The sequence below is a fragment of the Streptomyces sp. ISL-66 genome (assembly GCF_018614135.1).
Taxonomy (GTDB): Bacteria; Actinomycetota; Actinomycetes; order Streptomycetales; family Streptomycetaceae; genus Streptomyces.
This window is the reverse complement of sequence record NZ_JAGGOW010000098.1, coordinates 1-24,331: the sequence shown is the minus strand read 5'-3', so window position 1 is coordinate 24,331 and position 24,331 is coordinate 1. Positions and strand designations below refer to the sequence as shown.

General features: G+C 69.6%; 20 protein-coding genes and 4 pseudogenes. 14 read left to right on the top strand and 10 right to left on the bottom strand.

The genetic code is table 11. The annotated features are described in order from the left end of the window. Window positions 1-46: 46 nt before the first annotated feature. From J7E97_RS19125 to J7E97_RS35960, 6 genes are all read left to right on the top strand, one after another. Complete coding sequence (locus tag J7E97_RS19125; RefSeq protein ID WP_215028637.1) at window positions 47-853, top strand: HlyD family efflux transporter periplasmic adaptor subunit; 807 nt, start codon at window positions 47-49, stop codon at window positions 851-853. Continuing rightward, entirely contained in the window at window positions 850-3,129 is a 2,280-nt protein-coding gene (locus J7E97_RS19120) for an NHLP family bacteriocin export ABC transporter peptidase/permease/ATPase subunit (protein WP_215028636.1), read from the top strand. Before J7E97_RS19125 ends, J7E97_RS19120 begins: the two co-directional genes overlap by 4 nt. A gap of 1 nt (window position 3,130) precedes the next feature. Next, window positions 3,131-6,010, top strand: coding sequence for an NHLP bacteriocin export ABC transporter permease/ATPase subunit (locus J7E97_RS19115; protein ID WP_215028635.1), 2,880 nt, complete (start codon window positions 3,131-3,133; stop codon window positions 6,008-6,010). A gap of 176 nt (window positions 6,011-6,186) precedes the next feature. Continuing rightward, a complete protein-coding gene (locus J7E97_RS19110) occupies window positions 6,187-6,555 on the top strand; it encodes a VOC family protein (protein WP_215028634.1) in 369 nt (122 codons plus the stop codon). Between the two features lie 287 nt (window positions 6,556-6,842). Next, the gene (locus J7E97_RS19105; protein ID WP_215028632.1) at window positions 6,843-7,022 is read left to right on the top strand and encodes a hypothetical protein; all 180 of its coding nucleotides are present in this window, start codon (window positions 6,843-6,845) and stop codon (window positions 7,020-7,022) included. A 354-nt stretch (window positions 7,023-7,376) separates the two neighbouring features. Continuing rightward, window positions 7,377-7,523: a hypothetical protein gene (locus J7E97_RS35960; protein ID WP_251054799.1), complete on the top strand. Its 147-nt coding sequence runs from the start codon at window positions 7,377-7,379 to the stop codon at window positions 7,521-7,523. A gap of 33 nt (window positions 7,524-7,556) precedes the next feature. Here the strand turns inward: J7E97_RS35960 and J7E97_RS19095 are convergent, their stop codons facing one another. From J7E97_RS19095 to J7E97_RS35955, 4 genes are all read right to left on the bottom strand, one after another. Further along, the gene (locus J7E97_RS19095; protein WP_215028630.1) at window positions 7,557-7,967 is read right to left on the bottom strand and encodes a four-helix bundle copper-binding protein; all 411 of its coding nucleotides are present in this window, start codon (window positions 7,965-7,967) and stop codon (window positions 7,557-7,559) included. A 146-nt stretch (window positions 7,968-8,113) separates the two neighbouring features. Continuing rightward, entirely contained in the window at window positions 8,114-8,626 is a 513-nt protein-coding gene (locus tag J7E97_RS19090) for a DUF4396 domain-containing protein (protein WP_215028628.1), read from the bottom strand. 159 nt (window positions 8,627-8,785) lie between these two features. After that, window positions 8,786-9,409 carry a DUF305 domain-containing protein gene (locus J7E97_RS19085; protein WP_215028626.1) on the bottom strand — a complete coding sequence of 208 codons (624 nt, stop codon included), beginning with the start codon at window positions 9,407-9,409 and terminating at the stop codon, window positions 8,786-8,788. Window positions 9,410-9,534: 125 nt separating this feature from the next. Further along, window positions 9,535-9,855 carry a DUF6153 family protein gene (locus J7E97_RS35955; RefSeq protein ID WP_374224183.1) on the bottom strand — a complete coding sequence of 107 codons (321 nt, stop codon included), beginning with the start codon at window positions 9,853-9,855 and terminating at the stop codon, window positions 9,535-9,537. 654 nt (window positions 9,856-10,509) lie between these two features. Here J7E97_RS35955 and J7E97_RS36655 point away from each other — a divergent pair. Together J7E97_RS36655 and J7E97_RS19080 are read left to right on the top strand one after the other, a co-directional pair. Further along, on the top strand, window positions 10,510-10,635 hold the full coding sequence (locus tag J7E97_RS36655) for a hypothetical protein (protein WP_285428411.1): 126 nt from the start codon (window positions 10,510-10,512) through the stop codon (window positions 10,633-10,635). Between the two features lie 147 nt (window positions 10,636-10,782). Further along, a pseudogene (locus tag J7E97_RS19080) lies at window positions 10,783-10,908 on the top strand (LuxR C-terminal-related transcriptional regulator); the annotation flags it as partial. Window positions 10,909-10,919: 11 nt separating this feature from the next. Here the strand turns inward: J7E97_RS19080 and J7E97_RS19075 are convergent. Continuing rightward, on the bottom strand, window positions 10,920-12,491 hold the full coding sequence (locus tag J7E97_RS19075) for an alpha/beta hydrolase (protein ID WP_215028623.1): 1,572 nt from the start codon (window positions 12,489-12,491) through the stop codon (window positions 10,920-10,922). A gap of 719 nt (window positions 12,492-13,210) precedes the next feature. Between J7E97_RS19075 and J7E97_RS19070 the strand changes: the two are divergent. Next, window positions 13,211-13,435, top strand: a pseudogene (locus J7E97_RS19070) (IS256 family transposase); the annotation flags it as partial. A 199-nt stretch (window positions 13,436-13,634) separates the two neighbouring features. On the opposite strand, the gene J7E97_RS19065 reads toward J7E97_RS19070, so the two are convergent. The 4 genes from J7E97_RS19065 to J7E97_RS19050 all read right to left on the bottom strand — a co-directional run bounded on the left by J7E97_RS19065 (window position 13,635) and on the right by J7E97_RS19050 (window position 18,173). Further along, the gene (locus J7E97_RS19065; protein ID WP_215028621.1) at window positions 13,635-13,961 is read right to left on the bottom strand and encodes a hypothetical protein; all 327 of its coding nucleotides are present in this window, start codon (window positions 13,959-13,961) and stop codon (window positions 13,635-13,637) included. A gap of 26 nt (window positions 13,962-13,987) precedes the next feature. Then, window positions 13,988-14,917, bottom strand: a complete 930-nt coding sequence (locus J7E97_RS37045; protein ID WP_215028620.1) for an RHS repeat-associated core domain-containing protein — start codon at window positions 14,915-14,917, stop codon at window positions 13,988-13,990. 56 nt (window positions 14,918-14,973) lie between these two features. Continuing rightward, entirely contained in the window at window positions 14,974-15,729 is a 756-nt protein-coding gene (locus tag J7E97_RS19055) for a 2-phosphosulfolactate phosphatase (protein ID WP_215028618.1), read from the bottom strand. 1,268 nt (window positions 15,730-16,997) lie between these two features. Next, window positions 16,998-18,173 (bottom strand): phospholipase D-like domain-containing protein, encoded by a 1,176-nt coding sequence (locus J7E97_RS19050; protein ID WP_215028616.1) that lies wholly within the window; start codon window positions 18,171-18,173, stop codon window positions 16,998-17,000. Between the two features lie 887 nt (window positions 18,174-19,060). On the opposite strand from J7E97_RS19050, the pseudogene J7E97_RS37040 reads away from it, so the two are divergent. From J7E97_RS37040 to J7E97_RS19025, 5 genes and pseudogenes are all read left to right on the top strand, one after another. Further along, window positions 19,061-19,408, top strand: a pseudogene (locus J7E97_RS37040) (calcium-binding protein); the annotation flags it as partial. Between the two features lie 329 nt (window positions 19,409-19,737). Beyond that, window positions 19,738-20,223: a calcium-binding protein gene (locus J7E97_RS19040; RefSeq protein WP_215028612.1), complete on the top strand. Its 486-nt coding sequence runs from the start codon at window positions 19,738-19,740 to the stop codon at window positions 20,221-20,223. Between the two features lie 839 nt (window positions 20,224-21,062). Then, window positions 21,063-21,433 (top strand): annotated as a pseudogene (locus J7E97_RS35940) (XRE family transcriptional regulator); the annotation flags it as partial. 112 nt (window positions 21,434-21,545) lie between these two features. Further along, a complete protein-coding gene (locus J7E97_RS19030; protein ID WP_215028608.1) occupies window positions 21,546-22,115 on the top strand; it encodes a TIGR04222 domain-containing membrane protein in 570 nt (189 codons plus the stop codon). A 492-nt stretch (window positions 22,116-22,607) separates the two neighbouring features. After that, window positions 22,608-22,880 carry a hypothetical protein gene (locus J7E97_RS19025; RefSeq protein ID WP_215028606.1) on the top strand — a complete coding sequence of 91 codons (273 nt, stop codon included), beginning with the start codon at window positions 22,608-22,610 and terminating at the stop codon, window positions 22,878-22,880. On the opposite strand, the gene hutH is transcribed toward J7E97_RS19025, so the two are convergent. Continuing rightward, a partial coding sequence (gene hutH, locus J7E97_RS19020; protein ID WP_215028604.1) for a histidine ammonia-lyase occupies window positions 22,877-24,331 on the bottom strand: 1,455 nt, incomplete at its 5' end. The genes J7E97_RS19025 and hutH overlap by 4 nt on opposite strands.

Genomic DNA, 24,331 nt, shown 5'->3' with positions numbered 1-24,331 from the left:
GTACCCGCGCGCCCGACCGATACGAATGCAGCTGAAGGAATAGTCCGTGCAGTTTCGCCAAAAGGCTCTTTCCAAGCTGCAATCGCCCGAGGAACTCGATCTGCCCGTACGCTTCGCTCGCCCGCAGGGACGGCTCGTACTGGCCGTCACTGTCATCGTCATGGCTGCCGCGAGCTTCTGGGCCATCACCGGCACCGTGTCCTCAACGCTGAGCGCACCCGGCATCCTCACGCACGCCGACGGCAGTTACATACTGCAGAGCCCGGTTGCGGGACAGGTGACCGCAGTCCTCGCCGAGGAGGGCCAGCTTCTGTCCCCCGGCGCACCCCTGCTCAACGTCCGTACCGACCAGGGCGACCGGCCCGTACGCGCGGTGACCGGCGGTCGGTTGACGACACTGGTCGCCAAAGTGGGTTCGGTCGTCACCACCGGCGCGGACGTGGCGACCCTGGAACATGTGAAGAACTCGGACGACCCCCTGGTGGCCATGTTGTACGTGCCGGGCGGCACCGGCTCGACGATCCCGGTGGGCGCCCCGGTCGACTTGAGCGTCCAGTCCGTCCCCCCGCACCAATTCGGCGTGCTGCGCGGCCGCGTCAAGGCGGTCGGCCGCGCGCCACAGACGCAGGCGCAGATCAGCGGCTTCCTCGGCGACAGCGGGCTCGCCGAACAATTCTCCCGGCACGGCAACCCGGTCGCGGTGCTCGTGCAGTTGGAGCGCTCCACCGCCACCAAGTCCGGCTACCGGTGGTCCTCCGCCGACGGACCCCCGTACGCCGTCGACTCGACGACGCCGGTCACCGGAGCCGTCCGCCTCGCCGCGCAGCGCCCCGCCGACTGGCTGCTGCCATGACCGCGCCGCGGACAGGGGCACCCCTCGGAGCACCCCAGCTGCCCCCCGTCGGGCGCCGGCGCCACCGCCCGGAGCCCAAGGGCGGCACGCGCCGCAGGCCCGCCCCCGCCCCCAAGGGCAGGAAGCCCCGGACCGTACGGACCCCCACCGTGCTGCAGATGGAGGCGCTGGAGTGCGGCGCCGCCGCCCTGGCCATGGTGCTCGGCCACTACGGCCGCTTCGTTCCCCTGGAGGAGCTGCGCATCGCCTGCGGCGTCTCCCGCGACGGCTCCCGCGCCAGCAACCTGCTCAAGGCCGCCCGCGGTTACGGGCTGAAGGCCAAGGGCATGCAGATGGACCTGGCCGCGCTCGCCGAGGTGAGCGCCCCGGCCGTCCTCTTCTGGGAGTTCAACCACTACGTCGTCTACGACGGGATGGGCCGCCGTTTCGGCCGCAAGGGTGTGTACGTCAACGACCCCGGCAAGGGACGCCGGTTCGTTCCCATGGATGAGTTCGACAGCAGCTTCACCGGTGTCGTGCTCACCTTCGAGCCCGGCGAGGGCTTCCGTCGCGGCGGCCGCAAGCCGGGCGTCCTGGGTGCCATGCCGGCCCGCCTGCACGGCACCTCGGGCACCATGGCCGCCGTCGTGATCTCCAGCCTCCTGCTGGTGGCCGTCGGCGCGGCGGTGCCGGCCCTGAGCCGCACGTACATCGACATGTTCCTCATCGGCGAGCAGACGTCCCTGCTGGGCGTGCTGTTCGCGGCGATGGCCGTCACCCTGGTGTTCACCGCGACGCTCACCGCGCTTCAGCAGGCCAATCTGCTGCGCGGGCGCATCATCTCCTCCACCCTGGGCAGCGCCCGCTTCTTCCGGCACTTGCTCAGACTTCCGGTCACTTTCTACTCCCAGCGCACCCCCGCCGACCTCGTCCAGCGCCTGCAGTCCAACGACGCCGTCGCCGAGACCCTCGCCCGGGACCTCGCCGCCGCGGGCGTGGACGCCGTGGTGGTCGTGCTCTACGCGGTGCTGCTGTGGACGTACGACCCGCAGCTCACCCTCCTCGGCATGATGATCGCGCTGCTCAACGTGGTGGCCATGCGGATCGTGATCCATCTGAGGGCCACCGGCACGCAGAAGCTGCGCGCCGAGAGCGCCCGGCTGACGAACACGTCCTACAGCGGTCTCCAGCTCATCGAGACGATGAAGGCCACCGGCGGTGAGAACGGCTTCTTCCGCCGCTGGGCCGGACAGCACGCGGTCACCCTCGACGTGCAGCAGAGGCTCGGCGTGCCCAGTGCGTGGCTGGCGATCGTCGCGCCGACGCTGGCCGCGCTCAACAGCGCGCTGATCCTGATGATCGGCGGCCTGCGGGCGGTGGAGGGGCATCTCTCCGTCGGTCTGCTCGTAGCCTTCCAGACCCTGGTGACCAGCTTCACCGCGCCGATCTCCCGTCTGGGCGGCGTCGCCGGACGGATCCAGGACTTCGCGGCGGACGTAGCCCGCCTCAAAGACGTCGAGAACTTTCCCGTCGACCCGGTCTTCACACGGCGCGGACCCGCCGCCGGTACCCGCCGCCTCAAGGGTCATGTGCAGCTGGACCACGTCACCTTCGGGTACAGCCCGCTGGACGCCCCGCTGCTCAAGGACTTCTCGCTCTCGGTCGGCCCCGGGCAGCAGGTCGCGCTCGTCGGGGGCTCCGGCAGCGGCAAGTCCACCGTCTCCCGGCTGATTTCCGGCCTCTACACCCCCTGGGAGGGGGTCATCCGCATCGACGGGATGCGGCTGGAGGACATCCCGCGCGGCGCGCTGGCCGCCTCCGTTTCCTTCGTCGACCAGGACGTCTTCCTCTTCGAAGGAACCGTCCGCGACAACGTCACACTGTGGGACCCCTCCATCTCGGACGAGGCCGTCGTCGCCGCGCTGGAGGACGCCGCCGTCCACGACGTGGTCGCCCGTCGCCCCGGAGGCATCCACAGCCGCGTAGAGCAGGACGGCCGCAACTTCTCCGGCGGCCAGCGCCAACGTCTGGAGATCGCCCGGGCTCTGGTGAGCCGTCCCAGCATCATGGTCCTCGACGAAGTGACCAGCGCCCTGGACGCGGTGACCGAGCAGGTCATCATCGACAACCTGCGTCGTCGCGGCTGCGCTTGCGTGGTCATCGCCCACCGGCTGAGCACGGTGCGCGACAGCGACGAGATCGTCGTGCTCGACCGGGGCACGGTCGTGGAACGCGGGCGGCACGAGTACCTGGTCGCCGCGCAGGGCCCGTACGCCGAACTGGTCAAGGAGCACTGAGGTGACGTACCCCGACCACGCCACGGCTCCCCCCGCACACCCGGTCAGGGCCCCGGGCCAGGACGTCGACGCGGTCGTCGCAGCCCTGGGCGGACTCGGCTCGCCTGTCGACTGCACGGGCCTGCGCAGCCTGTCGCTGGAGGGCCCGCTCGTGCTGTGGCTCGTCGTACACGGCGAGTTGGACCTCTTCGCCGTCGACGCCGCGCAGGCCGGGCACTGGCACTTCCTGGGCCGGCTGGACGCGGGCACGCTCCTGCTGGGACCGGCCGAGGGCCCTGAGCACACCCTGGTCGGCCGGCCCGTGCAGGGGTGCCGGCTGCGCCGCATCGAGCTGCGGGAGCTCCCCGGCCCGGAGTACGGCGCGCCCCTCCAGCAGTGGTGGGCCGACCAAGGGGCGTACGGCGCCGCCCCCGAGGCACAACTGAGCCCTCTCGACGACGCCTTCGCGCGCGGCCTCGGCCGCGGCCTGCGCGTGCTCTACCAGGCACCCCTGGACGGCCGCGCCACCACCGGGCAGGGCGCAGCCGACGACGACATCCTGTGGATGCAGATCACCCCCGGCGCCGTCCAGTACGGAGCCGCGTACGAGACGGAGGCGGTGGGCACCCTCCTCGTCGACGCGGCGATGTGGCAGGGCATGGTCGACCAGCAGTACCGGCTGCTGTACGCCCTGGACGGCTGGATCGAGCAGCTCGAACGCGAACACGAGGACCGTACGGCAGCCGGTATCGAAGCCGGTCAGGCCGCCCGTACCCAGGCGGACCGGGCGCTGCTGGCCGCCATCGACCGCTCCGGCAGCCGTTCCCACCGGGGCGCGAGCGTCGACGCGACCTTTGCCGTGTGCCGCCTGGTCGCCCATCAGGCCCGCATTACCCTGTCCGAACCGGGCGAGGCGAGTGCCCCTTTCGAGCGGATGGACCCCGTCGAGCGCATCGCGCTCGCCTCGCGGATCCGCACCCGTACGGTCAGGCTCAGCGGGCCCTGGTGGCGGGAGAACACCGGCCCCCTGGTGGGCCGGCGCGAGAAGGACGGGACGCCGGTAGCCCTGCTGTGGCGGCGTGGCCGCTACGAGGCGGTCGACCCCGCCACCGGCACGCGGGCGCGCATCGGGAAGGCCGACGAAGCCGCCTACGAACCGCACGCAGTCATGTTCTACCGCCCGCTCCCCGACGGGCGGGTGGGCCTGTGGGCGCTGCTCCGCTTCAGCATCCGCGGCACCCTCCCCGAGCTGCGCAGCCTCGTCCTGGGCGGGCTGGTCGCGGTGGTCCTGGGCGCTCTAGTGCCCATCGCCACCGGCCAGGTGCTCGGCCAGTACGTACCCAACGCCGAGAACGGCCTCATTGTGCAGACCGCCCTGGCACTCATCGCGACCGGCGTCGTCTCGGCCGCCTTCATGCTGCTGCAGAACACTTCCATCCTGCGCATGGAGGGCCGCATCGAGGCCACCCTGCAGCCTGCGGTGTGGGACCGGCTGCTGCGGCTGCCGACGAAGTTCTTCGCCGGCCGCTCCACCGGCGAACTGGCCAGTGCGGCCATGGGCATCAGCGCCATCCGCCGCGTGCTGTCCGGTATCGGCTCGGTCTCCGTACAGGCGAGCGCGGCGGGCACGATGAACCTCGTGCTGCTGCTCGTCTACAGCGTCCCGCTGGCCATGGCCGCCGTTGCCATGCTGGTAGTCATCGCGGCGGTCTTCCTGGGCCTGGGGCTGTGGCAGCTGCGCTACCAGCGCCGGCTGATCAAGCTCGGCAACCAGCTCAACAACCAGGCCTTCCAGACCCTGCGCGGGCTGACAAAACTGCGCGTCGCCGCAGCCGAGAGCTTCGCCTACGCCGCCTGGGCGCGAGAGTTCGCCCGCACCCGCGAGCTCCAGCAGCGCATCGGCCGGATACAGAACGTCATCACGGTGCTGGGCGCGGTCTACCTGCCGCTGTGCACACTGGTGATGTTCGTGCTGCTGGCCGGACCGGCCCGTGGCGCCATGTCCGCCAGCGAGTTCCTCACTTTCAGCACCGCCCTGACGATGATGCTGTCCTCGGTCACGCAGCTGACCGGCGCGCTCATCTCGGCTGCCTCGGTGCTGCCGATGTTCGAGCAGGTCAAGCCGCTCCTGTGGGAGGTCCCCGAAGTGGCCCGCTCCAGCACTCGACCGGGCGAGCTGACCGGCGCAATCGAGGCCAAGAGCCTGTCCTACCGTTATGCCGACGACGGCCCGTTGGTGCTCGACGGCGTCAACTTCCAGGTACGGCAAGGCGAGTACGCCGCGGTCGTCGGGGCCAGCGGCTGCGGCAAGTCGACACTGCTGCGGCTGCTCATCGGCTTCGACAAGCCCTCCGAAGGCAGCGTGCTGTACGACGGCCAGGACCTGGCGGCGCTCGACCAGGCAGCCGTGCGCCGCCAGTGCGGTGTCGTCCTGCAGAACGCCCAGCCCTTCACCGGGTCCATCCTCGACTGCATCTGCGGCGCCGGGACGTTCTCGCTGGAGGAGGTGTGGGAAGCCGCCGCGATGGCGGGCCTTGCCGAGGACGTCAAGGCCATGCCGATGGGCATGCACACAATGCTGTCCGACGGCGGCACCACGGTCTCGGGCGGCCAGCGCCAGCGGCTGATGATCGCCCAGGCCCTCATCCGCAAGCCGCGCATCCTGTTCTTCGACGAGGCCACCAGCGCGCTGGACAACGAAGCCCAGCGCGTGGTCATCCAATCCACCCGCTTGCTGCGCGCCACCCGCATCGTGATCGCCCACCGGTTGTCCACGATCATGGACGCCGACCGGGTGATCGTGATGTCGGACGGCCGCGTCGTCCAGCAGGGCCCACCCGCCGAACTGCTCGCCGACACGACCGGTCTGTTCCACGACCTGGTCCGCCGCCAGCTTCAGTGAAGCTCCGCCATCTTGAAGCGGCTGGTCAGCGGGGTGGCGTGACCTTGTTACGGAGTGTTCGTGCTGGTCGTGGGCGGCAGTCCGTGTTGTAGATCGTCCGGCGGGGTGGTGTGCCGATGAGTTCACCGTCCTCGAACGGTCTGCCCAGCGACACGACCGTTCTCGACAGGAGTGCCATGTCCACCATCCAGCCAGTGATCCTGACTGCCGCCCAGGACGTTCTGCTCGGCTTCTATACGAAATTGTTCGGCGCTGAGGAAATCTTCCGGGTACCGGCGGAAGGCCCGGCCTTCTACCTCGGCCTGCGCATCGGCGACACCGAGCTCGGGCTGGTGGCCAGGGAGAACCCGGGGACCGGGGCGCCGCCGCGGATCCTGCTCAGCATCGGTGTCGACGACGTCGACGCGACGCTCGCCCGGGTGGAGGCGCTCGGCGGCTCGGTCAGCGGCGGCCCCAACGACATGCCGTGGGGACAGCGCGTCGCCCACATTAAGGACCCCGACGGCAATCCGGTGAACCTCACTCAGCCGATCCCGGCCCCGTGACGCGGTTCCGGGGGGCATGTGCATGTGTTGATCGTGGGCTACCTGCGGTAGAGGATGCCGCTCCGCGATCTGCGACATGGTCACCGACCGCAGGCCGCCCTCGGCAGTCAGCGTGGCGGTGGTGTCCAGGATCTACGGCGCGGTGCGCGTCGACCGTCTCGTTCCACAGCTTCGGCACCCAGCAGGAATACAGGCGTCCACGGGGGATGCACTCAGTTCCAGATAGAGACGGCATGTCTCGAAAAAATTGGGTGGAGTTCCCTCCCGCACGTTTCCTGGAGGTCGTTATGGCCAGCTCATCGGATCGCCGAGACGACGACGGCGAGGGGGCTCCGCGCTGGGTGAAGGTGTCCGCGGCGGTCGCGATCGTCCTGGTCGCGGTGTTCGTGATCGTGCACCTGGCCGGTGGCGGCATGGTGGGGCACACGCCGGGATGGCGCCGTACCCGCCGCGGCTGCGCAAGCTGACGCTGACCCTCCAAGTCACCGCGTCGGTCGGCTGGCTTGGTGCGGTCGCGGCGTTCCTCGCGCTCGCCATCGCGGGCAGGGCCAGTACGTCGCCCGAGACGGTGCGGGGCGCCTACCTGGCCATGGATGGGGTGGGCTGGTTCGTGATCGTGCCGTTCAGCGTCGCCTCCCTGCTGACCGGGGTGGTGCAGTCACTGGGCACGGTCTGGGGGCTGTTGCGGCACTACTGGGTGATCGCGAAGCTGCTGATCACTGTGATCGCCACCCTTCTGCTGCTGGTCCACATGCAGCCGGCCGGGCACCTGGCCGACGCGGCCGCCCCGGGCCGCGCTCGCGGGCGGCGAACTGGAGGGCATGCGCATCCGGCTGATCGCGGACGCGGCTGCCGCACCGCTGGCCCTCCTCACGGCAGCCGCCCTGTCGGGGTTCAAGCCGCAGGATGTGACCCGCACCCGCTACGGACGCCGGCGCCGGCGCGAGCAGATCCCGCAGCCCCGCTGAACCCCCGCACCGGGGCCCCGGAGCTGAGTCAGGTCAGCCGAGAGCGCCGAGGAGGTCTTTACATGCCGTCTCGCAGGCGCGGCAGGCTTCCGCGCAGATGCGGCAGTGCTCGTGCATGTCTGCGTGGCCCCCGCATTCGTCGCCGCACGCCTTGCAGACCATGGCGCACGCCTTCACGACGGCGGCGGCGATGTTGGCGTCGTAGCCGGTGTGCCGGGAGAGGACGGCGGCGGTGGCGGTGCAGATGTCGGCGCAGTCCATGTCGGTGCGGATGCACTTGGCCAGGTCGCCCACCATGCCCTCGGACAGGCAGGCGTCCGCGCACGCCGTACACGCCTGCGCGCAGGAGATGCACTCCTCGATGCAGCGGGTGAGCTTGGCCTGGTCGATGTCGCCGAGGTCGGCCGGGTAGGTGGCGAGCATGTCCTTCACGGTGCTGGACATCAGGGTGCCTCCGTTCCCCGGGAGGCCGGCGGATCCGGGGCGGCCGCCATCGAAACCCCCGGTACCTCCAGCTAACGCCCCCCTACGCGAACGCGCCCGGCCGCACCTTCACGGGTGCGGCCGGGCGCAGTGCCGAGCGGTTGTGGTCAGTGGTAGGCGTGGACGACGGCGTGGCCCTTGCCTCGGCCGATCATCCACTTGTTGACCGGGGTCGTGAGGAGGAAGGCGATGACGAATCCGCCGAGCAGCGAAGTCCAGAACAGCGTGTCGGAGAGGTGGGCGTCCATCGCGCCGGGGACCAGGGCGATGATGCCGTTGTCGACGAGCTCCATCACCACGATGGAGACGGTGTCGGCGGCCAGCGCGACCTTGACGGCGGTCTTGAAGTCCAGCCCTGCCTTGCGGACCGCGAACAGCGTGAACGAGTAGCCGAAGACGAACGCCAGCGCGATCGCAAGGATCATCGTCTGGACGTTGCCCCACATCAGGGCTGTGCCGATGACCATGCCGAGGATCTCGCCGATCGCACATCCGGTCAGGCAGTGCAGCGTCGCCTTCGCCGCAGCTCCCCAGGTCACTGCGCCCATCTGATGCCCGGCGTGAACCTGATGTGCGGCGTGGCCGTGCGCGGTGCTGGTGTGGTGTGCGCTGTGGTCCATGACCGTCATCCCCATTCCTGTCCAGTGTGACCCCGCTCCCGCGGACCCACACCCCAACCGTATACCCCCTAGGGGTATTACGCGAGGGGTGAAGACCCGTGGAAAAGCGGAAGGGATGTATCGGGCCGCGAAGGCCCGGCACACCCCTACGCACGGTGGTCAGCTCTTGCCGAGCAGGCTGTTCATCCGGGCGATCTCGGCGGTCTGGGAGGTGATGATGGCATCAGCCATCGTCTTGGCGTCGGGGAAGGCGCCGTCGGCCTTCTCCGTCTTGGCCATCGCGACCGCACCCTCGTGATGCTTGATCATCATCTCCATGAAGGCGGTGTCGAAAGCCTTGCCGGAGGCCTTCTTCAGGTCGTCCATCTCCTCGGCGGTCATCATGCCGCCCGCGGCGTGCATGGAGTGGTCCATGGCGCCCTCGGCGGGTACCTGCTCACCCCAGGAGGTCAGCCAGCCCGAGAGGGACTTGATCTCCGGGTCCTGGGCCTCCTTGATCTCGGTGGCGAGCGTCTTGACGTCTGCGGATTCCGCGCGGGTGGGGGCGAGGTCGGCCATCTCCACGGCCTGGCGGTGGTGGGGAATCATCCCCTTGGCGAACGCGACGTCGGCGGGGTTGTGCTGTCCCTGCGAGGCCGGCGCGGACGAGGCGGCCGATGGCGTGGAGCTGTGGCCGTCGTGCCCGGCGGAGGTGTCGTCGTTCGACCCGCACGCGACGAGGACGACCGAGGCCGCGCCCGCGGCAATGACGATGGCCGTACGGCGGATGAAGTGCTTGTTCATGATGGTGCGACTCCTTGATGCGCAGCCCTGAAAACGGGCATGCGCCGAAACGGAAGAGGTCAGAGCGGAGCACGGCGCTACTTCACCCGGCAGGGCCGGGACAAGGGGGTGCCGTGCGGGCGGCTCTATATCCGCAGGAGTTGCAACTCGGCCAGATCGGGCGGAGCCCGTCCGCTCTCCGGAGCCCCGGCCGCGCCGGCTGGCCGCGCCACAACCGCAGGCGTGACGTCAAGGGCGGAAGCCAGCGCAGGCGGGGCGTATGAGACGCCGACGCCGGCCGCCGCACACGTCGCATCCGCGTGATTGGCATGACCGGTTCCGCCGGCGGTGTGAGAGCAGTCCCCGGCCGCAGCGTGGCCGGCCCCGTCCGGGGACGTCACCATGACGTGCGAGGCGGCACTCGCCGACGCCTTCGCAGACACCGGCGCAGGGCCTAGGCCGTGCATCGCCAGCACACCGGCCAGCACCGCCAGCACCAGCAGCGCAAGACCGCGCGCGGTAGGGCGGCGGCTCGGCGACTGGGCGGCGGCGGTCATGCGGTCATCCTACGAGTCGGCCCCTGGGGGCCGCTTCCTCAACCGCCAGGGCTTCTCACAAACGGGGGGCGATGTCCCGCACTGCTCGTGAGGTGGGCTGCGTTGGGGCAGCGTGCTCGATGGCCCTGAGCCCGACAAATCACCTCATCAGGCGCTCGGCGCCGCCCGAGGAGCGGACCTCCGCCTTCGCCGCGCAGTTCTCCCTCTCGCACGCCTGCTGGCTGCTGACGTACGTCCAGCCCCGAAACGGTTCGCTCGGAGGACGCCAGATATGGAGCGAGGCGCCGTTGGGGCCCAGAGCTGGGTCGAGAGCCCTGGGGGCATAGGGGGATGATGCGGGCGTCCGTGCCGAGGGAGTCGTTTTCGAGGGGTGAGTCGGCGGATGGCCTCTTCGTACTGGTGCAGGGTCTGGCGCGGGTCGGAGTTCTCCTGACGCAGCCGCCGCAGGTCGTCCTGGGCCCGCTCGCCGGTAGCCGGGGGTGGGTCTTGCTGTTGCCGGGCGGGCGTCGCGCGGGGCTGGAAGCAGTTGGTGATCAGCTCCTGGTGGTGGCGGTAGAAGGTGGCGTGGGTGACGCCGAGGCGTCGCTCGACCGCGGTGACCGTGGCGCGGCGGCCGACGGCAGCAGCTTCGGTGAGGACGGCGTCCATGGCGGAACCGTCATGTTCCTCAACAGCATCATCGAGTCCTGAGGGGGCTCGACCCTGCAGAACGGTCCCGCCGAGCCTGCGGATCCATGAGGCTCGGCGGGGCCGATCTGACTTCAGAATCTAGTCAGGGCGACGCGAGAGCGTCTCGCTGGATCTCCTCGGTGACAGCCATCTGGTGAAGGGCGGGACAGCCACACGGTGGCCCGCCAGATGTTCGTCTCCGAGCACACCGTGCAGGACCACCTCAAGTCGGTGTTCGCCAAGACCGCGACGAACAACCGCAGAATGCTGCTGGCCCGCGCACTCGAAACGTGAACCGCGGGCCGCTACCCCGCCTGCTTGACGCAGGTCCGGTCCCTCGCCGGCAGCTTGCCGGTGGCCAGGTACCGGTTGACCTGGTCGTCCACGCACGCGTTGCCGTAGCGCCCGAAGATGGCGTGCCGGTTGGCGCCCTCGAGGGTGACCAGCCTGGAGCTCGGCAGCTGTTTGTGCAGTTCGACGCTTCCCTTGTACGTCGTACGCGGGTCACCGGTGGCGGCGACGATCAGTGCAGGGGCATCGCGCCGCACCCGGGTGGGCTCTTCGCGCGGCGAGTCCCAGAAGGCGCACGGGTTGATGTTGTTGGTCAGAGCGCCGAACAGCGGGTGCGCGATGCGGTTGCGCTCGATGTCCCGCCAGTAGAGCTCGGGATCGCGCGCGGCGGCTACGTCCCCGCAGATGACGGCGGACTGCGCGCCGGTGGGCTCGCCCTCACCGCGTAGCACGTACCGGAGCTCCGGGACGAGCATCGGCGGCACCGTCGTCGGCCGGCCCTCCGCGGCTTTGGCCAGTACGGAAACCAGCTCGCCGAACGACGCCCGCGCCGGGGCGGTGTCGTCCGCGATGCCCGAGAAGAGGAGGAGCGGCACCTGGCTGTCGTCGATCCGGAAGGCATCGGCGCCGACGCCGATGGTCAGCGGACCGCGCGCGGCCGCCGCGACGATGCGGTCGACGGCGGCGAGGACCTCGGAGCGGCTGCGGCCGAGGCCGTAGGTGTCGTGGTGCTCCGCGGCCCAGGCGGCCCAGTCGGACAGCGCCTTCTCGTTCTCGCGCTCGGTGCCCTTCAGCAGCCGGGGGCGGTAGTCGCTCGGGTTGATCGCCCCGTCCAGCACCATCCGGTCGTGGCGGCCGGGGAACATCTGCGTGTAGACCGTGCCCAGGTAGGTGCCGTACGAGTAGCCCAGGAAAGAGATCTTCCGCTCGCCGAGCGTGCCGCGGATGACGTCCATGTCGCGGGCCGTGTTGCGGGTGGTGATGTGCGGGAGCACCGCGGCGTCGGTGGCCCGGCACTTGTCGGCCAGGCTCTTCTGCAGGGCGACCTGGCGGTCGAAGCCCGCCCGGCCGGTGCCGGCGGACAGCCAGGTCATGCCGACGGGCAAGCCGCAGTCCAGCGCGGTGCTGCGCCCGATGAAGCGCGGGTCGAAGCCGACGATGTCGTAGCGCGCGCCGACCTCCTTCATCGACGCACGGGCCTGCGGCGGGGACTGGAGCGCGGGACCGCCCGGACCGCCGTTGTTGAGGAGGATCGCGCCGATGCGGTGGCGGGTGTCGGTGGCCTTGAGCCGGGAGATCGCCACGGTGATCGTGCCCCCCCGGGGGTCGGCGTAGTCCAGGGGCACGGTCACGTCCGCGCACTGCACGCCTGCCTGCTCCAGATCGCGGCCCGTGGTGTCGTCGGGGCCCTTGATGCAGCTGCCCCAGCCGAGGTGCTGGTGGTAGTACCGGTCCAGTCCGGCCCCGGAGCTGTCCTGGGTGGGGGTCTCGGCGGCCGTGGCCAGGACGGGGGTGGACGTGAGGCAGGCGGCGAGGGTGAGGCCCACGGCCAAGGCGCGGCGTGCGGCGGGGCTGACAGTGGTCACGGGGTCTCCTTGAGCATCGTCCGCTTCGTGTGATCGCATGCCCCGAGGCTAGGAACCCGCCCTGGTACGGCACATCGCCCAAGGGCACGAGGACCCCGGTCCTGTCCACCCCCTGGTCCGGGACCTGGGGCCCGGTCCGGCCTCCTCCTCCGGGAGGAGACCGTCGGCGGGGCTGCGCTGAGGGCCGTACCGGCCACGCGCCTGCCGTAAGGGGGGATCGCCGCACTGGCATGCTGTCAGGAGTTCTTCGGCTCCAGAATCGAGACGACCCTGTGTCTGCTTCCCAGATCCTCTTGCTCTTCGCATCGGTCTTCACCGCCGCGCGGTCGGTCATCGGCATCGTCGCCTCCCTCAAGATCCGACGCGTCCGGTTCCTGCCGAGGGAGGTCACTACTGCGCGGGGCGTGGTGACCCGTATTGAGGAGACCCGGATCGCGCCGGCCTCGGATGCCGGGAGCACCAGCCGGAGCGTCGGAACCACCGTGTACGGGTCTGTCAATCGAACGGCTCTGTCTCACATTCGGTGGTAACGCCGAGTGGCGCTATCCGAGGAGGATGCGGTGGCGGAGCAGGGTGAAGCCTGCTCGTCGGTGCATCTGACGGGCCATTCTCTTGGTCTTGGTGTTGATCCCTCGGTGGGGCCGTTGCTGTACGGAAGTGTGACGATAGGTCACCGGGCAAGGCCGACGTTGCGGGCGTCGGCCGGAAAGGCGCGCCCTGTGCTCACCGCAGTCAACGAGGACGGCACCACGCGAGACGGCTCCCTGCTGGACGAGATCGTCCGGGAGGGCGCAAGGCGGATGCTGGCCGCCGCTCTGGAAGCAGAGGTTAACGCCTATATCGCCGAGTTGGCCCACGAGCGGGACGAGATGGGGCGACGCCTGGTGGTCCGCAACGGCTGCCATGATCCGGATCAGTCCATGCCGGCCTGCACTTCCTCGACCCGCCGGCAGCAGAGTCTCCAACGCGACGTCATACGCCCGCCATCCTGCACCCACACTGACGGTCTGTCACGCCTCCCGACCACCCGATCACAGGCTACGAAAATCTTGTCTGAGCCGTTCGATTGACAGACCCTTCCACCACAACGCCAGTGGCCCCGGCCTTGGGTGCCGGGGCCACTGTCTTGCTGTGACTGGGGTGCTATGTCCAGCCCGTTGCGCTGCGGATCAGCTCGCGCTCCTCAGGAGTGGGTGTGCGGAACTCGAGCCTCTCGCCGTACCAGTCGAGCATGCCGTTGCGGAGCTCGGCGGCGAGCTCGTCCAGCCCGTCGGTCTCGAACATGTCGTTGGCGTCCGCGGGCCGGGCCGGTGTGGCCGTCTGGAAGAGGTAGACCTGGATGTAGTCCGTGACTTCCGCTCCGCGGTCGTACGTGAGCTCACCGGCGGCGACGCGCAGGTAGAACTCGCGGCCTTCGGCGTCCCGGCCGAGGCCGAGCAGCCCGTCCAGAGCCGAGTGTTCGCGGCTCATGTGTGTGCCTTCCTCATGGGGCCTGCTCACCACCAGCGGCGGTGATAGACGTGGTAGTTGTTCTTCCACTTAACCTTCGCTGAACTGCGGTACTGGAAGTTTGGCTTTCGGAAGCCGTCCGCCTTCATCTGGGGGCGCCGCCACTGTCTCAGGCCGTTGCGGGATATCCGGCCCAGGCCTTGCCCGAAACTCCTGGAGCCGCGACCGACCAACGCGCGCCCTGCCGGCCACGACGTGGCACGGCTGGCGCGGATGCCACCACCCATGCCCCTCGCGACACGGGCGACCTTGACGATGCGGTAGGCGCGGTAGGCCCACACCGCGGGAGCCGCGACAGGGATGAAGTTGGCCGCGGTCAGGGCGATGTCCCACTTGTATTTCCAGGAGGCGCGGCCCACTGCCTTGAAGCCGCAGGACCAGCAGATCTTGCCGTCCGGGTCGTACTGGTTGAGGGGGTCCGCCTGGATGTAGTCGTAGGCGTTGGCATTGCCGCCGCGGATGGGGTCCACGGAGAGGAAGCGGCCGGCTGCGGGGTCGTAGAGGCGCATGCCCATGAGGGTGAGGCCGGTGAGGGTCTCGCTGGAGCGTTGCTTGCCGCCCACCCAGCCGTATCGGGTTGTTGCCTGTCCGGTGTGCGGGTTGTCGAAGGTGTAGCTGCGTGTGGTGCAGACCGCGGACGTGTTGGTGTCCTGCACCTGGGTGAGGCGCCCGGTGTGGTCGTAGGCGTACGTCGTCTGCGACGCGGTGACACCGGGGGTGCCGCCGTGCGTGGCCCGCTGGCCGTGCACGGTGGTGGTGGCGCTATCGGAGACAAGGACCGTGCCGTCGCTGGCGCGCATGTAGGTACGGCTGGTGGCCGCCCCGGTCGGGACGGAGACGGTCGAGCGCACGGTGGACAGCGTGGCGGTGGGCGTGGCCCAGAAGCCGGGACAGAGCCGCCGTACGCGGACGGCCATGACGTACAGCGGCGCGGAAGCGGCATGGCCCAGGAGGCTGCGCCTCCTAGACCCACCTATTCCGGCACAGTGAACGCGCCGCCAGTGAGAACGGGGACGATTTCGCAGGCATCCAGTTCCGTCGCGATAGCGATGTCGTCGGCATAGCCCCACTCGATGAGTTCGCGTCCCGAGGCGCAGCCCGCGACAGCTACATTGACGTTCTCCGCCCCCTCAAAGGCCGAGGCCGCCATGGCTGCCTCCGGCGAGAGCTGGTCGCGGCCGCATCGGCGCAGCGCGGCGATCACAGCTCCGGCGCCGAGCAGATCTTCAAGCGCAGGCCTGAGGCTGCCGTCGGGCCAACGTTCGCCCGAGGCAATCACCACGACAGGCCGTTCAGCCGTTCCATAGCCTCGGTCAGCCAGCCATCGGCCGACAGCGGTCGCGTTCCGCAGTGATCCAGCGACCACGGTCGACTCCCCGGCTGCTGCGGCGATGGTGGATCCGTTGGGCGAGGGGAGAACCAGGCGAGGAGTCAAGGGGGCACGTCGCAACGCAGCCGGTGACAGCGACCACGGTGATGCCTCGGTGGCCTTGCTCCGCCCTACGGCCAGGCTGGCACCCACCTGGTCGGCGAATACCGCTGCGGTCTCATTACGCCAGCGATAGGGGTACACCCGAGTCCCCGACTCCACCGCGACCGTCACCGACGTAGTGAACGACAGCACATCGACGACGACAAGACAGGCAGCGTCCTTCGCGAGAAGAGCCGCACCAGCAGGGCCCCATTCGAACCGCACCCCGTGACCTGCCTGCAGAAACCAATCTCCCATGACCGTAGATCATGCCAGGCCGAGCTGGCAGCCCCGGGCGTGTACTGCAGTGGTCGGCATGGCCCTGCCCGAGGAGCACCGTGATCGCCCTCGCCTCGTCCGAGCTGATCAGCTTCAGGCGCGTCTCGGTGGACTCCGTCGAGCAGCACGTCCAGCAGTTCCAACGTCCGTCCATGCCGGGAACAACGCTGGACAGGTCCGCACGTCACCCGGCAGGCACCGACCTGAACGGATCCACATCTCCGGCCAGTTCCCTCGGCATACGGCCCGGGGGTGCCTTGGCGGCTGCTCCGGGCGGGGCACCGGGGGAGCCCCTCGCTCTGGCCCGGCAAACGCCGCCGCGGGCGGGCACCGTTCCGGCGCCGGCCCGACTCCCGTCCGCCGCGGTACCCCCGGCTCGCGCCGGCGGTACCCGGCCCGGGACTGCCCGGTGTTCGCGGCCGCCCCTGCCGGTTCGGCGCGCTGCTGCACCCCAGCTGGTCGCTGGTCATGGGCCGGCGGGATCCGCGCGGCGAGCTCGGCGCCCGGGTCGTCGCGCTCGGCTAGAACGCTCAGGCCGTGCCACGTACCGAGGAGACCGGGCCGCGCCCCCGGGCTGGTGCCGGCGTGCTGTCCCTGTTCGTTTGTGGGTCTGGAGCTCGTCGAGTAGGGCTTCGGCTACGTCGATCTTGTGCTGGTAGTCGGCTTCCCGCTCGTCGTGCAGCCGCTGTTCGTACCAATCGCGCTCGGGCTTGGCGAGCCAGGGCCGAGCGGCTTCGTCGCGCAGGCGCCGTTCCTCGGCGAGCTCGGCGTACGCGCACCCGTAGGGGATGGAGAGCGGCGGGCCCTCGAGTATCCGCCGACGGCCGGCCAGGAGTGCGGCGGTGGCCTGGTCTCCGACGTTGCAGGCGGCAGCGCACGCGGTGAGCTGTGCGGTGGTGGATCTGCTGGCCGCCCAAGAGGCGGTGGAGGGTACTGGGGGAGAGTCCCGGCCCGGCCCGGCCCGGCCCGGCCCGGCCCGGCCGGCGAGGGCGCGCAGGCTGGGCCGGGGAGCGCTCGCGCGCAGCTGGTTCATGACGCGGACGAGTCCGGCCTGGGTGGTGAACAGTCCGGGGGCGTAGGGAGCGGGCCGGCGCGGTGGCGTTGACGGCTCGGTCGGCGGCGGTCCACAGCCGGCGGGCGGTCTGTTCATCGGCGCCGGCGCCGTGGGCGAAGGCGAGGACGGTGCGCCGCGTGGGGAGGCGGCCGTCGAGGGCCTGGCGCAGGGTGCAGGCGCTGACGGCGTACGTCTACCAGGCGGCGCAGTGCGGGCCGTACTTGATCGTCTCGAAGTTCGCCTTGAAGGCGTCGTAGACGGCCGCATTGTCGATCTTCAGGAGGGTCTCGTCGTTGGCCCGGAGGTTTGGGTACGTGTAGTTGTGGCTTCCGGTGAAGACGAGCTTGCGGTTGGTCCCGCCCAGGTAGGTACCTTCGATCAGCATGTACTTGGAGTGGATGCCGATGGCGCGTGAGGCGTTGGTGCTGTCGACCGCGGTACCGGCGCAGCGGGCTGCGTAGGTGAGGTTTCCGGCGATCGAGGCCTGGACGGCGGTACCGAGGTTTCCGTCCTCGCCGTTGTGGAGGAGCTCGACCCGGCAGCCGGCGTTCTTCAGGGCCACGAGCTTGTCGGCGACCTGGACGCGGGTGAAGGCGTACATGCCGATCCGGATCTGGGTGGCGCCGCCCGCGCAGTCCACGTTGTCCAGCAGGGACACGATGGTGTCGGTGCTGGCGTCGTTGTTGTACGTGGTGCCGGCCTTCTCCTGGCGGGGGAAGAAGTAGGTCTTGTAGGGGCCGGCGTCCTGGGTCTTGTAGTACGTGGCCTGGCCGGTCCCGGAGGAGCCGTTGGTCTGCAGGTCCTGCCAGTAGGCGCGGTAGCCGGCGTAGAGGCCGGAGCCCGCGTCGGGAATGGTCACGGCGTTGTTGAACAGGTTCCGCCGCTGGCTCGTGGTCAGGTTCGCCGAAGTCTGGAAGACCACGTTGTCGGTGGCGCCGGCCTTGGAGAAGAGGAAGAACTTGTTGTGGTTGATCGCGCCGGTGTCGCTGCTTCCGCCGAGGCGGCGGTTGCCGATGCAGCCCCGGTTCTCCGGGCAGGCCAGTACCCACGAATCCGCGGTGAGGTCGGTGCCAAGACCGGTCGCTGCTGCGAGCGTCGAGTACTCGGACCCGGTGGCCTTCCCGTTCGCGTCCACGTCCGGGACGGCGTCCCCGTCCACGATGAGCTTGACCTTCACCCCGCGCTGCTTCGCCGCGACCAGCGCGCTGCTGACGCCACCGTCGGTGAACAGGTAGACCGAGCCGTTGATCTCCGCCCCCGCCGGTGTCCGGTTGACCAGCGAGATCAGCTGGTTACGAATCGCATCCTGCTGGGCCGTGGTCCCGGCCGGGTCGTTGAAGGTGGCGGTGAGCGCGACCGTGTCGTCCACGGCAACCGCCCCCGGCGCCCCCAGCAACGAAGCTCCCATCACAAGAACTGCCGTCGCCGCTGCACTTCGTATCCGCACGTACCCACCTGATCTGAAGATCCACAAATATGACGCTCGGGAAGCTACCACACCCCCCGGGCTCACCCATGAGCCCGGATGAGGCGGCCGAGCACCTTGTTTCCCGGGAGAAAGGTGCTCGGCCGCCCATGGTGGTGATGGTGTGTCAGTCAGTCGACGGACGCCGTCTTGGACGCGGCGAAGGCTGGACACCGGCCGCTGCCACCCCGTGTAGACGGCGACTGCCCTGGTCGACTGTCTGCCGCAGGCCGTGCTCCACTCTCCCGTGCCCGCGCCGACGTGCGGACTGGGGGAACCGGCCGCTGGAGATCCTCGCTCCGGCGGAGCGTCCGGTGGTCGTCGTCGACGCCTTGGACGAGGCCCTCACTTACCGCAGCCGCCGTACGATCGCCGAGCGGCTGCGTAGGTGAGAGCGGACAGCGAGTGGCTGGCTCGCTGGATCCACGGCTGGGTGAACAATCGCCTCCCTCAGGGTATTGGTCGGCAGGTGACAGTCGAAGTTCAGGCTCCCGCCGTGGACGAGAGGCCGATGGCCTACCGAGAGAGCGCTGCACACCGGCCGGCCATCCCGCGAGCGCCGACACCAGCTCGGGCGCAAGGGAAACACATGGCCTGTCAGTAGCTTTTGGCTCCTTGCGGGTTGCGTGTGGGCTCACCCGGATGCTGGGCCCGGCGCTCCTGGTGAAGAGCGGCACATACGGTTCGATGTGTCCCATGAAGAGCTGTTCTCTGCCCCGTCTTGGGAGGCGCACGCTGTTGGATCCGCCCCTGCCCAGCATCACCGGGAGCCAGCAGCCAGGAGGTTTTGTATGATTGTCCATCGCGTTCCTCGGCCTCAACGTCTGGGCAGGTCCTGCCGTCCGGCATTCCGGAAGGCCTTTACGGCCGTCCTCACTGCGGCGGCAGTGCTCACGCTCGGTCTCCCCGCGGTCGCTGCGGGCCCGGTGAACGCCGACTGCTTTGGCCGCTCGGCGACCATCACGGGTTCGGGGACGATCAATGGCACACCGGGAGATGACGTCATCGTCGGCTCGCCGGGCGCCGACAGGATCGACGGCATGGGCGGCAACGACCGCATCTGCGGGCTGGCTGGAGAGGACCGTCTACTTGGTGGACTCGGCGACGACCGGGTCGACGGCGGGCCGGGTAATGACATCATCCGGGGCGACCTGCGGGCCGACAACGGCAACGTCGTGGGCGGCGGCGACGATCGTTTGTTCGGGGGTGATGACGATGACAACCTCGTGGGCGACTCCAGCACTGACGGGGGCAATGCCACGGGGGGAGGGAAGGACCAGGTCTTCGGAGGCAACGGCAACGACGGCCTGTACGGCGACAGCGTCAGCTTTGCGGGAGGCGACGCCAGCGGCGGGGTGATGACCGACTGGAAGGTGGCGCAGGGGACGACCACCTCACCGGGGATTCGCTGGCTATCGAAGGATCCGCTACGGGCGCCGGTGATGACGTCCTCCTCGGTGGCATCGGAATGGAATTCCTCGTCGGCGACAGCGAGGCCGCCCGTGACGCAAAGGGCAGCGGTGGGGACGACCTGAGCGACCTGGGACCCGACGGCGGTTTCGCCGCGGTTGGGGACCACAACATCATTGACCCTGCAGGGGGGAGCGCCACCGGCGCCGGCAACGACCGGGTCATCGGGGGAAGTGCGGACGAAGTCCTCATCGGTGACAGCGCCGTCGTCGATGCGACTGTCACGTCTGCCGGCCGTGATCTGATCGAAGGCCATGGGGGCAACGACACGCTCTTCGGCGACAACACCAACTTCGACGCCACGGAGACCGCCGGCACCGCGGGCGCGAAGGACCGGCTCAAGGGCGGCTACGGGGACGACACGCTCCGGGCGGGCCCCGGCGACGACCACCTCGACGGCGGGCCGCAGACCGACGACTGTGACGGCGAAGCAGGTGACGGCGACACCGCCCTGCGGTGCGAGATGGTCAACGGCATTCCGTAAACCGGCATATCGGCCACCCCACGGCCGACGAGAACACAGGGCCCCAGGCTCAAGGCTGAGATCGGGGCCTTGTGCCATCTCCAGGAACGACGGCCGTCGCACGGTTATTCGATCGCCTGTGCCCTTTACACCAACACCGCCTCTCGCGTCCGAGCTGGGACTACGAGGCCGCCCCCTGGACATGGCCGGCTTTCGGGCAGCCCCTCCGCTGTGGCACCCGACCGTAGCCCCGATGGTGGGGAACTGGGGCGAGCAGGTATGTCCCACCCCGAGCGTCGGGTGGGGAGATTCATCGAGCCCCATCAACGCGACCGTCAATCTGAACGGTCGACTCGGCTCCGTCGAGATGGTCCCCTCGGTCACGACGTCGGGCGAGGCCCGATAGACGGCCGAGCCTGTTCTGAAGAAGGGGTCCAGCCCGACGTGGTCGGCCGGTCGTCGTAGGTGACGGCGCCCTCGGATACAGGAGAGCACCCCGGATCCCAGTACGGGATGCTCTCCTGTTCGGCGCCCCCACCGTCGTAGCCGCCCTCGCCGGGACCCCGGTGAACGTTCGCGTAGACGAGAAACCTCCCCGTCCGGCTCACCGGGGGTTCGCGGAGCGGGCAGGGGCCGTTCGACAGAAAGAGGCCCGAGATACGGCGAGAGGCTTCAAGCGCAGCCTTCTCATGGCCCCGGATCTCGATCGTGATCACGCTCTCGTCAGTCATGCTCCAGGAAACCGCCAACGGCGGAGCCGGTTCCGCTCTGTCGCGAGGTCCACCCCATCGAGTGCCACCGCGAGCGGATCTTGCCGCCGGATATCGTGACCGCCTACGAACAGAACGGGGGTCGGCACGGTGGGCATCGTCGGGGACAGTCTGGACCGGGCCGCGCGACCAAAGGCACCCGACCGGTCCCAAAGTCCGCCGGCGCCCAGATCCGCTACCTCGTCAAGCAGTACGAGGGCTCGACCAAGGCCGTCGCCGCTCTCCTGACCATCTCCCAGCGCACCGTCGAACGGTAGGTGAAAAACCAGATCAAAACCCCGCGCCCCGAATTCGCCGAATGCATGGCGGCCGAGGTGACCCGCCGCTGGCAGCCCCTCGTTAAGAAGCGCGCCCACCAGCAGGCCGCGAAGCGGACCGGCCTGGTCATCGAGACCCGGGCCCGGTTCGGGTTCACCGCCGCGCCGGGCACGACCGACGACGGACGGATGCGGCGCATCACCCGGTCTGGTGATGTCCTGTGCCACCCAAAGTTGATCGCGTGCCATCAGACTTTGAGGGATAACGAAGGCTGCACTGCCAGGTGACAGATGCAGGCCGTGACGGGGGGCTGGTATGCGGTGGGTATTCCGGTGGATCGTCAGGGGCTCGGGCGAGACGAGACCCCTGGACGTGTATGACGTCGCGTTCTTGGCGGGCGGGGCCCAGCATGTGGCGGACAGTGCGGTCACCGCGCTGCACCAGCGTGGGCTGCTCGTGGTGCACAACGCACAGGTCCATTCCATGGAGGGGAAGCAACCTCTGCATCCGGTCGAGCGCGCGATGGTCGCCTTCTGCAGGCACCCGACAAGCATCGACATCGTACGAGCCGTCCTGCAACGCTCCCCAGAGGTTGAGAAGATCGGCCGCGGACTGGCCACGTGGGGTCTGGTGGCGGGCGCGGAGCGTCGAATGACCCCTGCGGGCCGACGACATCTCCAACAGGCCCAGCTTGACCCGCGCATGCTGGCGTACGTCTTCCCTCATCGCAGCCCGCGCTGGGAAGGGGCCGTGCCACCCCCAGCGGGCCAGCCCCGAAGGCGGCCGGGCGGCAATCGTCGTTACGGCGACCCAGGCCCCGGCCTGGATACGGATACGGATGCACACTCCGGCGGCGGTCACAGCGGCGGGGGCGGCGGCGAGTGAGGCCCCACTGGCCGCTTCGCTACGGGGTGGATTACTCAAACTCCGATGGCACGCGCTCAAGCTTCGATGTCACAGGACAGGTGACAAAGCGAGGCGATGGCGGGGCTGGTGACGCCGTGCGCGGCGCGGCACAGCTCCCGCATGTCAGTGGCTCCCGCCCCGGGTGCGGGACGGGCCGGCCGGCGCGGCGCCGGGGGCTTCGGCCGGGCTTTCGTCTGCGCGCGGGCCGTCGGTTTGGCTGCGGGGGGCGCGGCCCCCTTTGGGACGGTGGCCCGTCGTGCAGGTGGCGTTGCCGGGCCGGCCGTGCGGCGGGGCGGCGGCCCGGTGCGCCGGGCCTCGCTGGTGCTTTCGCGGCCCACTGCGGCGGGGTGGTGGGGGCCGCTCCTCTGCTCGCAGGGCCGGCCGGAACGGCAGGAGGTGGCGGCAAGGGGGAGAGCGGCAAGGCCACCCCCGACGCGGCACGGGGGCCGGCCGGGGGTTTGTTGTCGGCCAGTGCCGTGGCGCGCGTGTCGACGGTCGGGGCTCGACCGGCACGTCTCCCTCGGCCCGGACCAGGCCGCCCGGCGCCTCGGCGTCCGCCGCGCCGACTTCGACCACATCGCCGGTCGCCTCGGGTGGCTGTCTCCGGTCGGCTCGGTCGAGATCGACTACAAGCGGCCGGGCGGCGTGACGACGGTCCCGCTCTACTCGGCGGAGTCCGTCGTCTGCAGCACCCTGAGGCCTGCGTGCGTGCCGGATTTTGATCACGGGGAAACTTCAGCCTAGTGCTCGCCGCTGTGGTGGACGGGGCCGGATGTGCGGGTCACTACCGTTTCCAGGGCACGGCTGCGTACCAGGTCCGTCATTCTCTCCACGTCGGGTGACATCCATCGGTCGTCCGTGAGGGGCGGGAGGGTCTGGCGGATGCCGTGGTGCAGCGCCGCGGTGCCAGTGCCCAGTGAGAGGCCGTGCATGGTCTTGTCGATCAGGTCGATTCCCTGAGCATCCATCATGAGGAGCACGGCGAGCACGGTTTCGAAGCGGTCGAGGTTTTCGTGCAGGTTGCGTACGGAGGCCATGGCCATGGTGTTGTGGTCCTCCTGGCCGTCCTTTTCCGGCCGGGACAGCACGCCCGAGGGCGCGGCTCTGGTCTGCATCTCGGGGATGAGCGCGGCGGCTGTCGTCTGTGCCTGCACCATGCCGGAGTTGAGGCCGACCGGCGGGTAGGCAAGGTTCGCCGGTAGGCCGTAGCTCCACCTGTTCGACAGCAGCCGGGCGGAGAGTTCGTGGGCGAGCACGGCGATGTCGGTGACCTGGGCATTGAGGGTGTCCATGGCGTGGCCGATCTGGGCGCCGTCCCAGTTGCCGCCCATGACGAACTCGTAAGCCCCGTCTTCCTTGCGGAAGAGCAGCGGATTGGATGTGGAGGCGTTGGCCTCGCGTTCGACGATCACCTTTGCTTCGCGGAGCGTCTGGGCGAGGGTGGCGGCGATGTGGGGAGCTGCCCGCACGGACACGGCGTCCTGCACGCGGGGATGGTCCTCACCCAGCCGCTTGCGTCCCTCATCGGTCATCCACTGGCTGCCCGCCAACAGTGCCCGCAGCCGTGCGGCCACCGCCTGCTGGTCGGGGATGCGCCGCTCGTCGTGCGTCCGGGCGTCGAGGGAGCCCTGCTCCGCCCGGGTGGCCTCCATGAACAGGGCGAAGGCCCCTTCGAACTGGGACTCCAGGGACGTCGCCCGGTCGATGGCGTGCACGTACCGGGCGGTCAGCAGGCCGCTGCCGCTGATGAGGGGCAGCGCCTCGCCGGCCTGCAGCGGGAAGGACGGCTCCAGGCCCGCTCGTCTCAAGGTGGTGTCGGCCGGTGCGGTGCGGCCCCGGTAGCGGGCCGGAGCCTTCTCGCCGGTGAGTACCAGACCTGAGGCGGCCATAGGCTGCAGGTCACCGGTGCCCAAAGAGCCGACCTGCGGGATGACCGGCGTGACACCGGCGTTCACCAGTGACAGCATTCGCTCGACCAGTGCCGGCCGTACGCCCATGGTGGCGCGGGCCATGGCGTTCGCCCGCAGCACCAGCGCGAGGCGGGCCTCACCGTCGGACACCGCAGGGCCGACGCCAGCTGCGTGGGACCGCAGGATGCGGCGCTGGAACTCCTCTTGCTGATCAGGCTCCAGCGGCCGGTCCTTCAACGGGCCCAGCGCCTGATTCCAGCCGTTGAGGGGCCTCGCGTTTTCCGG

Excerpts from the sequence above, each read along its gene's own strand:
- J7E97_RS35955 (WP_374224183.1), bottom strand. The coding sequence starts at position 9,855 with ATGCACGGCCTAGGCCCTGCGCCGGTGTCTGCGAAGGCGTCGGCGAGT.
- J7E97_RS19120 (WP_215028636.1), top strand. The coding sequence starts at position 850 with ATGACCGCGCCGCGGACAGGGGCACCCCTCGGAGCACCCCAGCTGCCC.
- J7E97_RS19040 (WP_215028612.1), top strand. The coding sequence starts at position 19,738 with ATGGAATTCCTCGTCGGCGACAGCGAGGCCGCCCGTGACGCAAAGGGC.
- J7E97_RS35960 (WP_251054799.1), top strand. The coding sequence starts at position 7,377 with ATGCGCATCCGGCTGATCGCGGACGCGGCTGCCGCACCGCTGGCCCTC.
- J7E97_RS19030 (WP_215028608.1), top strand. The coding sequence starts at position 21,546 with ATGCGGTGGGTATTCCGGTGGATCGTCAGGGGCTCGGGCGAGACGAGA.
- J7E97_RS19065 (WP_215028621.1), bottom strand. The coding sequence starts at position 13,961 with ATGAGCCGCGAACACTCGGCTCTGGACGGGCTGCTCGGCCTCGGCCGG.
- J7E97_RS19090 (WP_215028628.1), bottom strand. The coding sequence starts at position 8,626 with ATGGACCACAGCGCACACCACACCAGCACCGCGCACGGCCACGCCGCA.
- J7E97_RS19085 (WP_215028626.1), bottom strand. The coding sequence starts at position 9,409 with ATGAACAAGCACTTCATCCGCCGTACGGCCATCGTCATTGCCGCGGGC.
- J7E97_RS19055 (WP_215028618.1), bottom strand. The coding sequence starts at position 15,729 with ATGGGAGATTGGTTTCTGCAGGCAGGTCACGGGGTGCGGTTCGAATGG.
- J7E97_RS19095 (WP_215028630.1), bottom strand. The coding sequence starts at position 7,967 with ATGTCCAGCACCGTGAAGGACATGCTCGCCACCTACCCGGCCGACCTC.
- J7E97_RS19105 (WP_215028632.1), top strand. The coding sequence starts at position 6,843 with ATGGCCAGCTCATCGGATCGCCGAGACGACGACGGCGAGGGGGCTCCG.
- J7E97_RS19110 (WP_215028634.1), top strand. The coding sequence starts at position 6,187 with ATGTCCACCATCCAGCCAGTGATCCTGACTGCCGCCCAGGACGTTCTG.
- J7E97_RS37045 (WP_215028620.1), bottom strand. The coding sequence starts at position 14,917 with ATGGCCGTCCGCGTACGGCGGCTCTGTCCCGGCTTCTGGGCCACGCCC.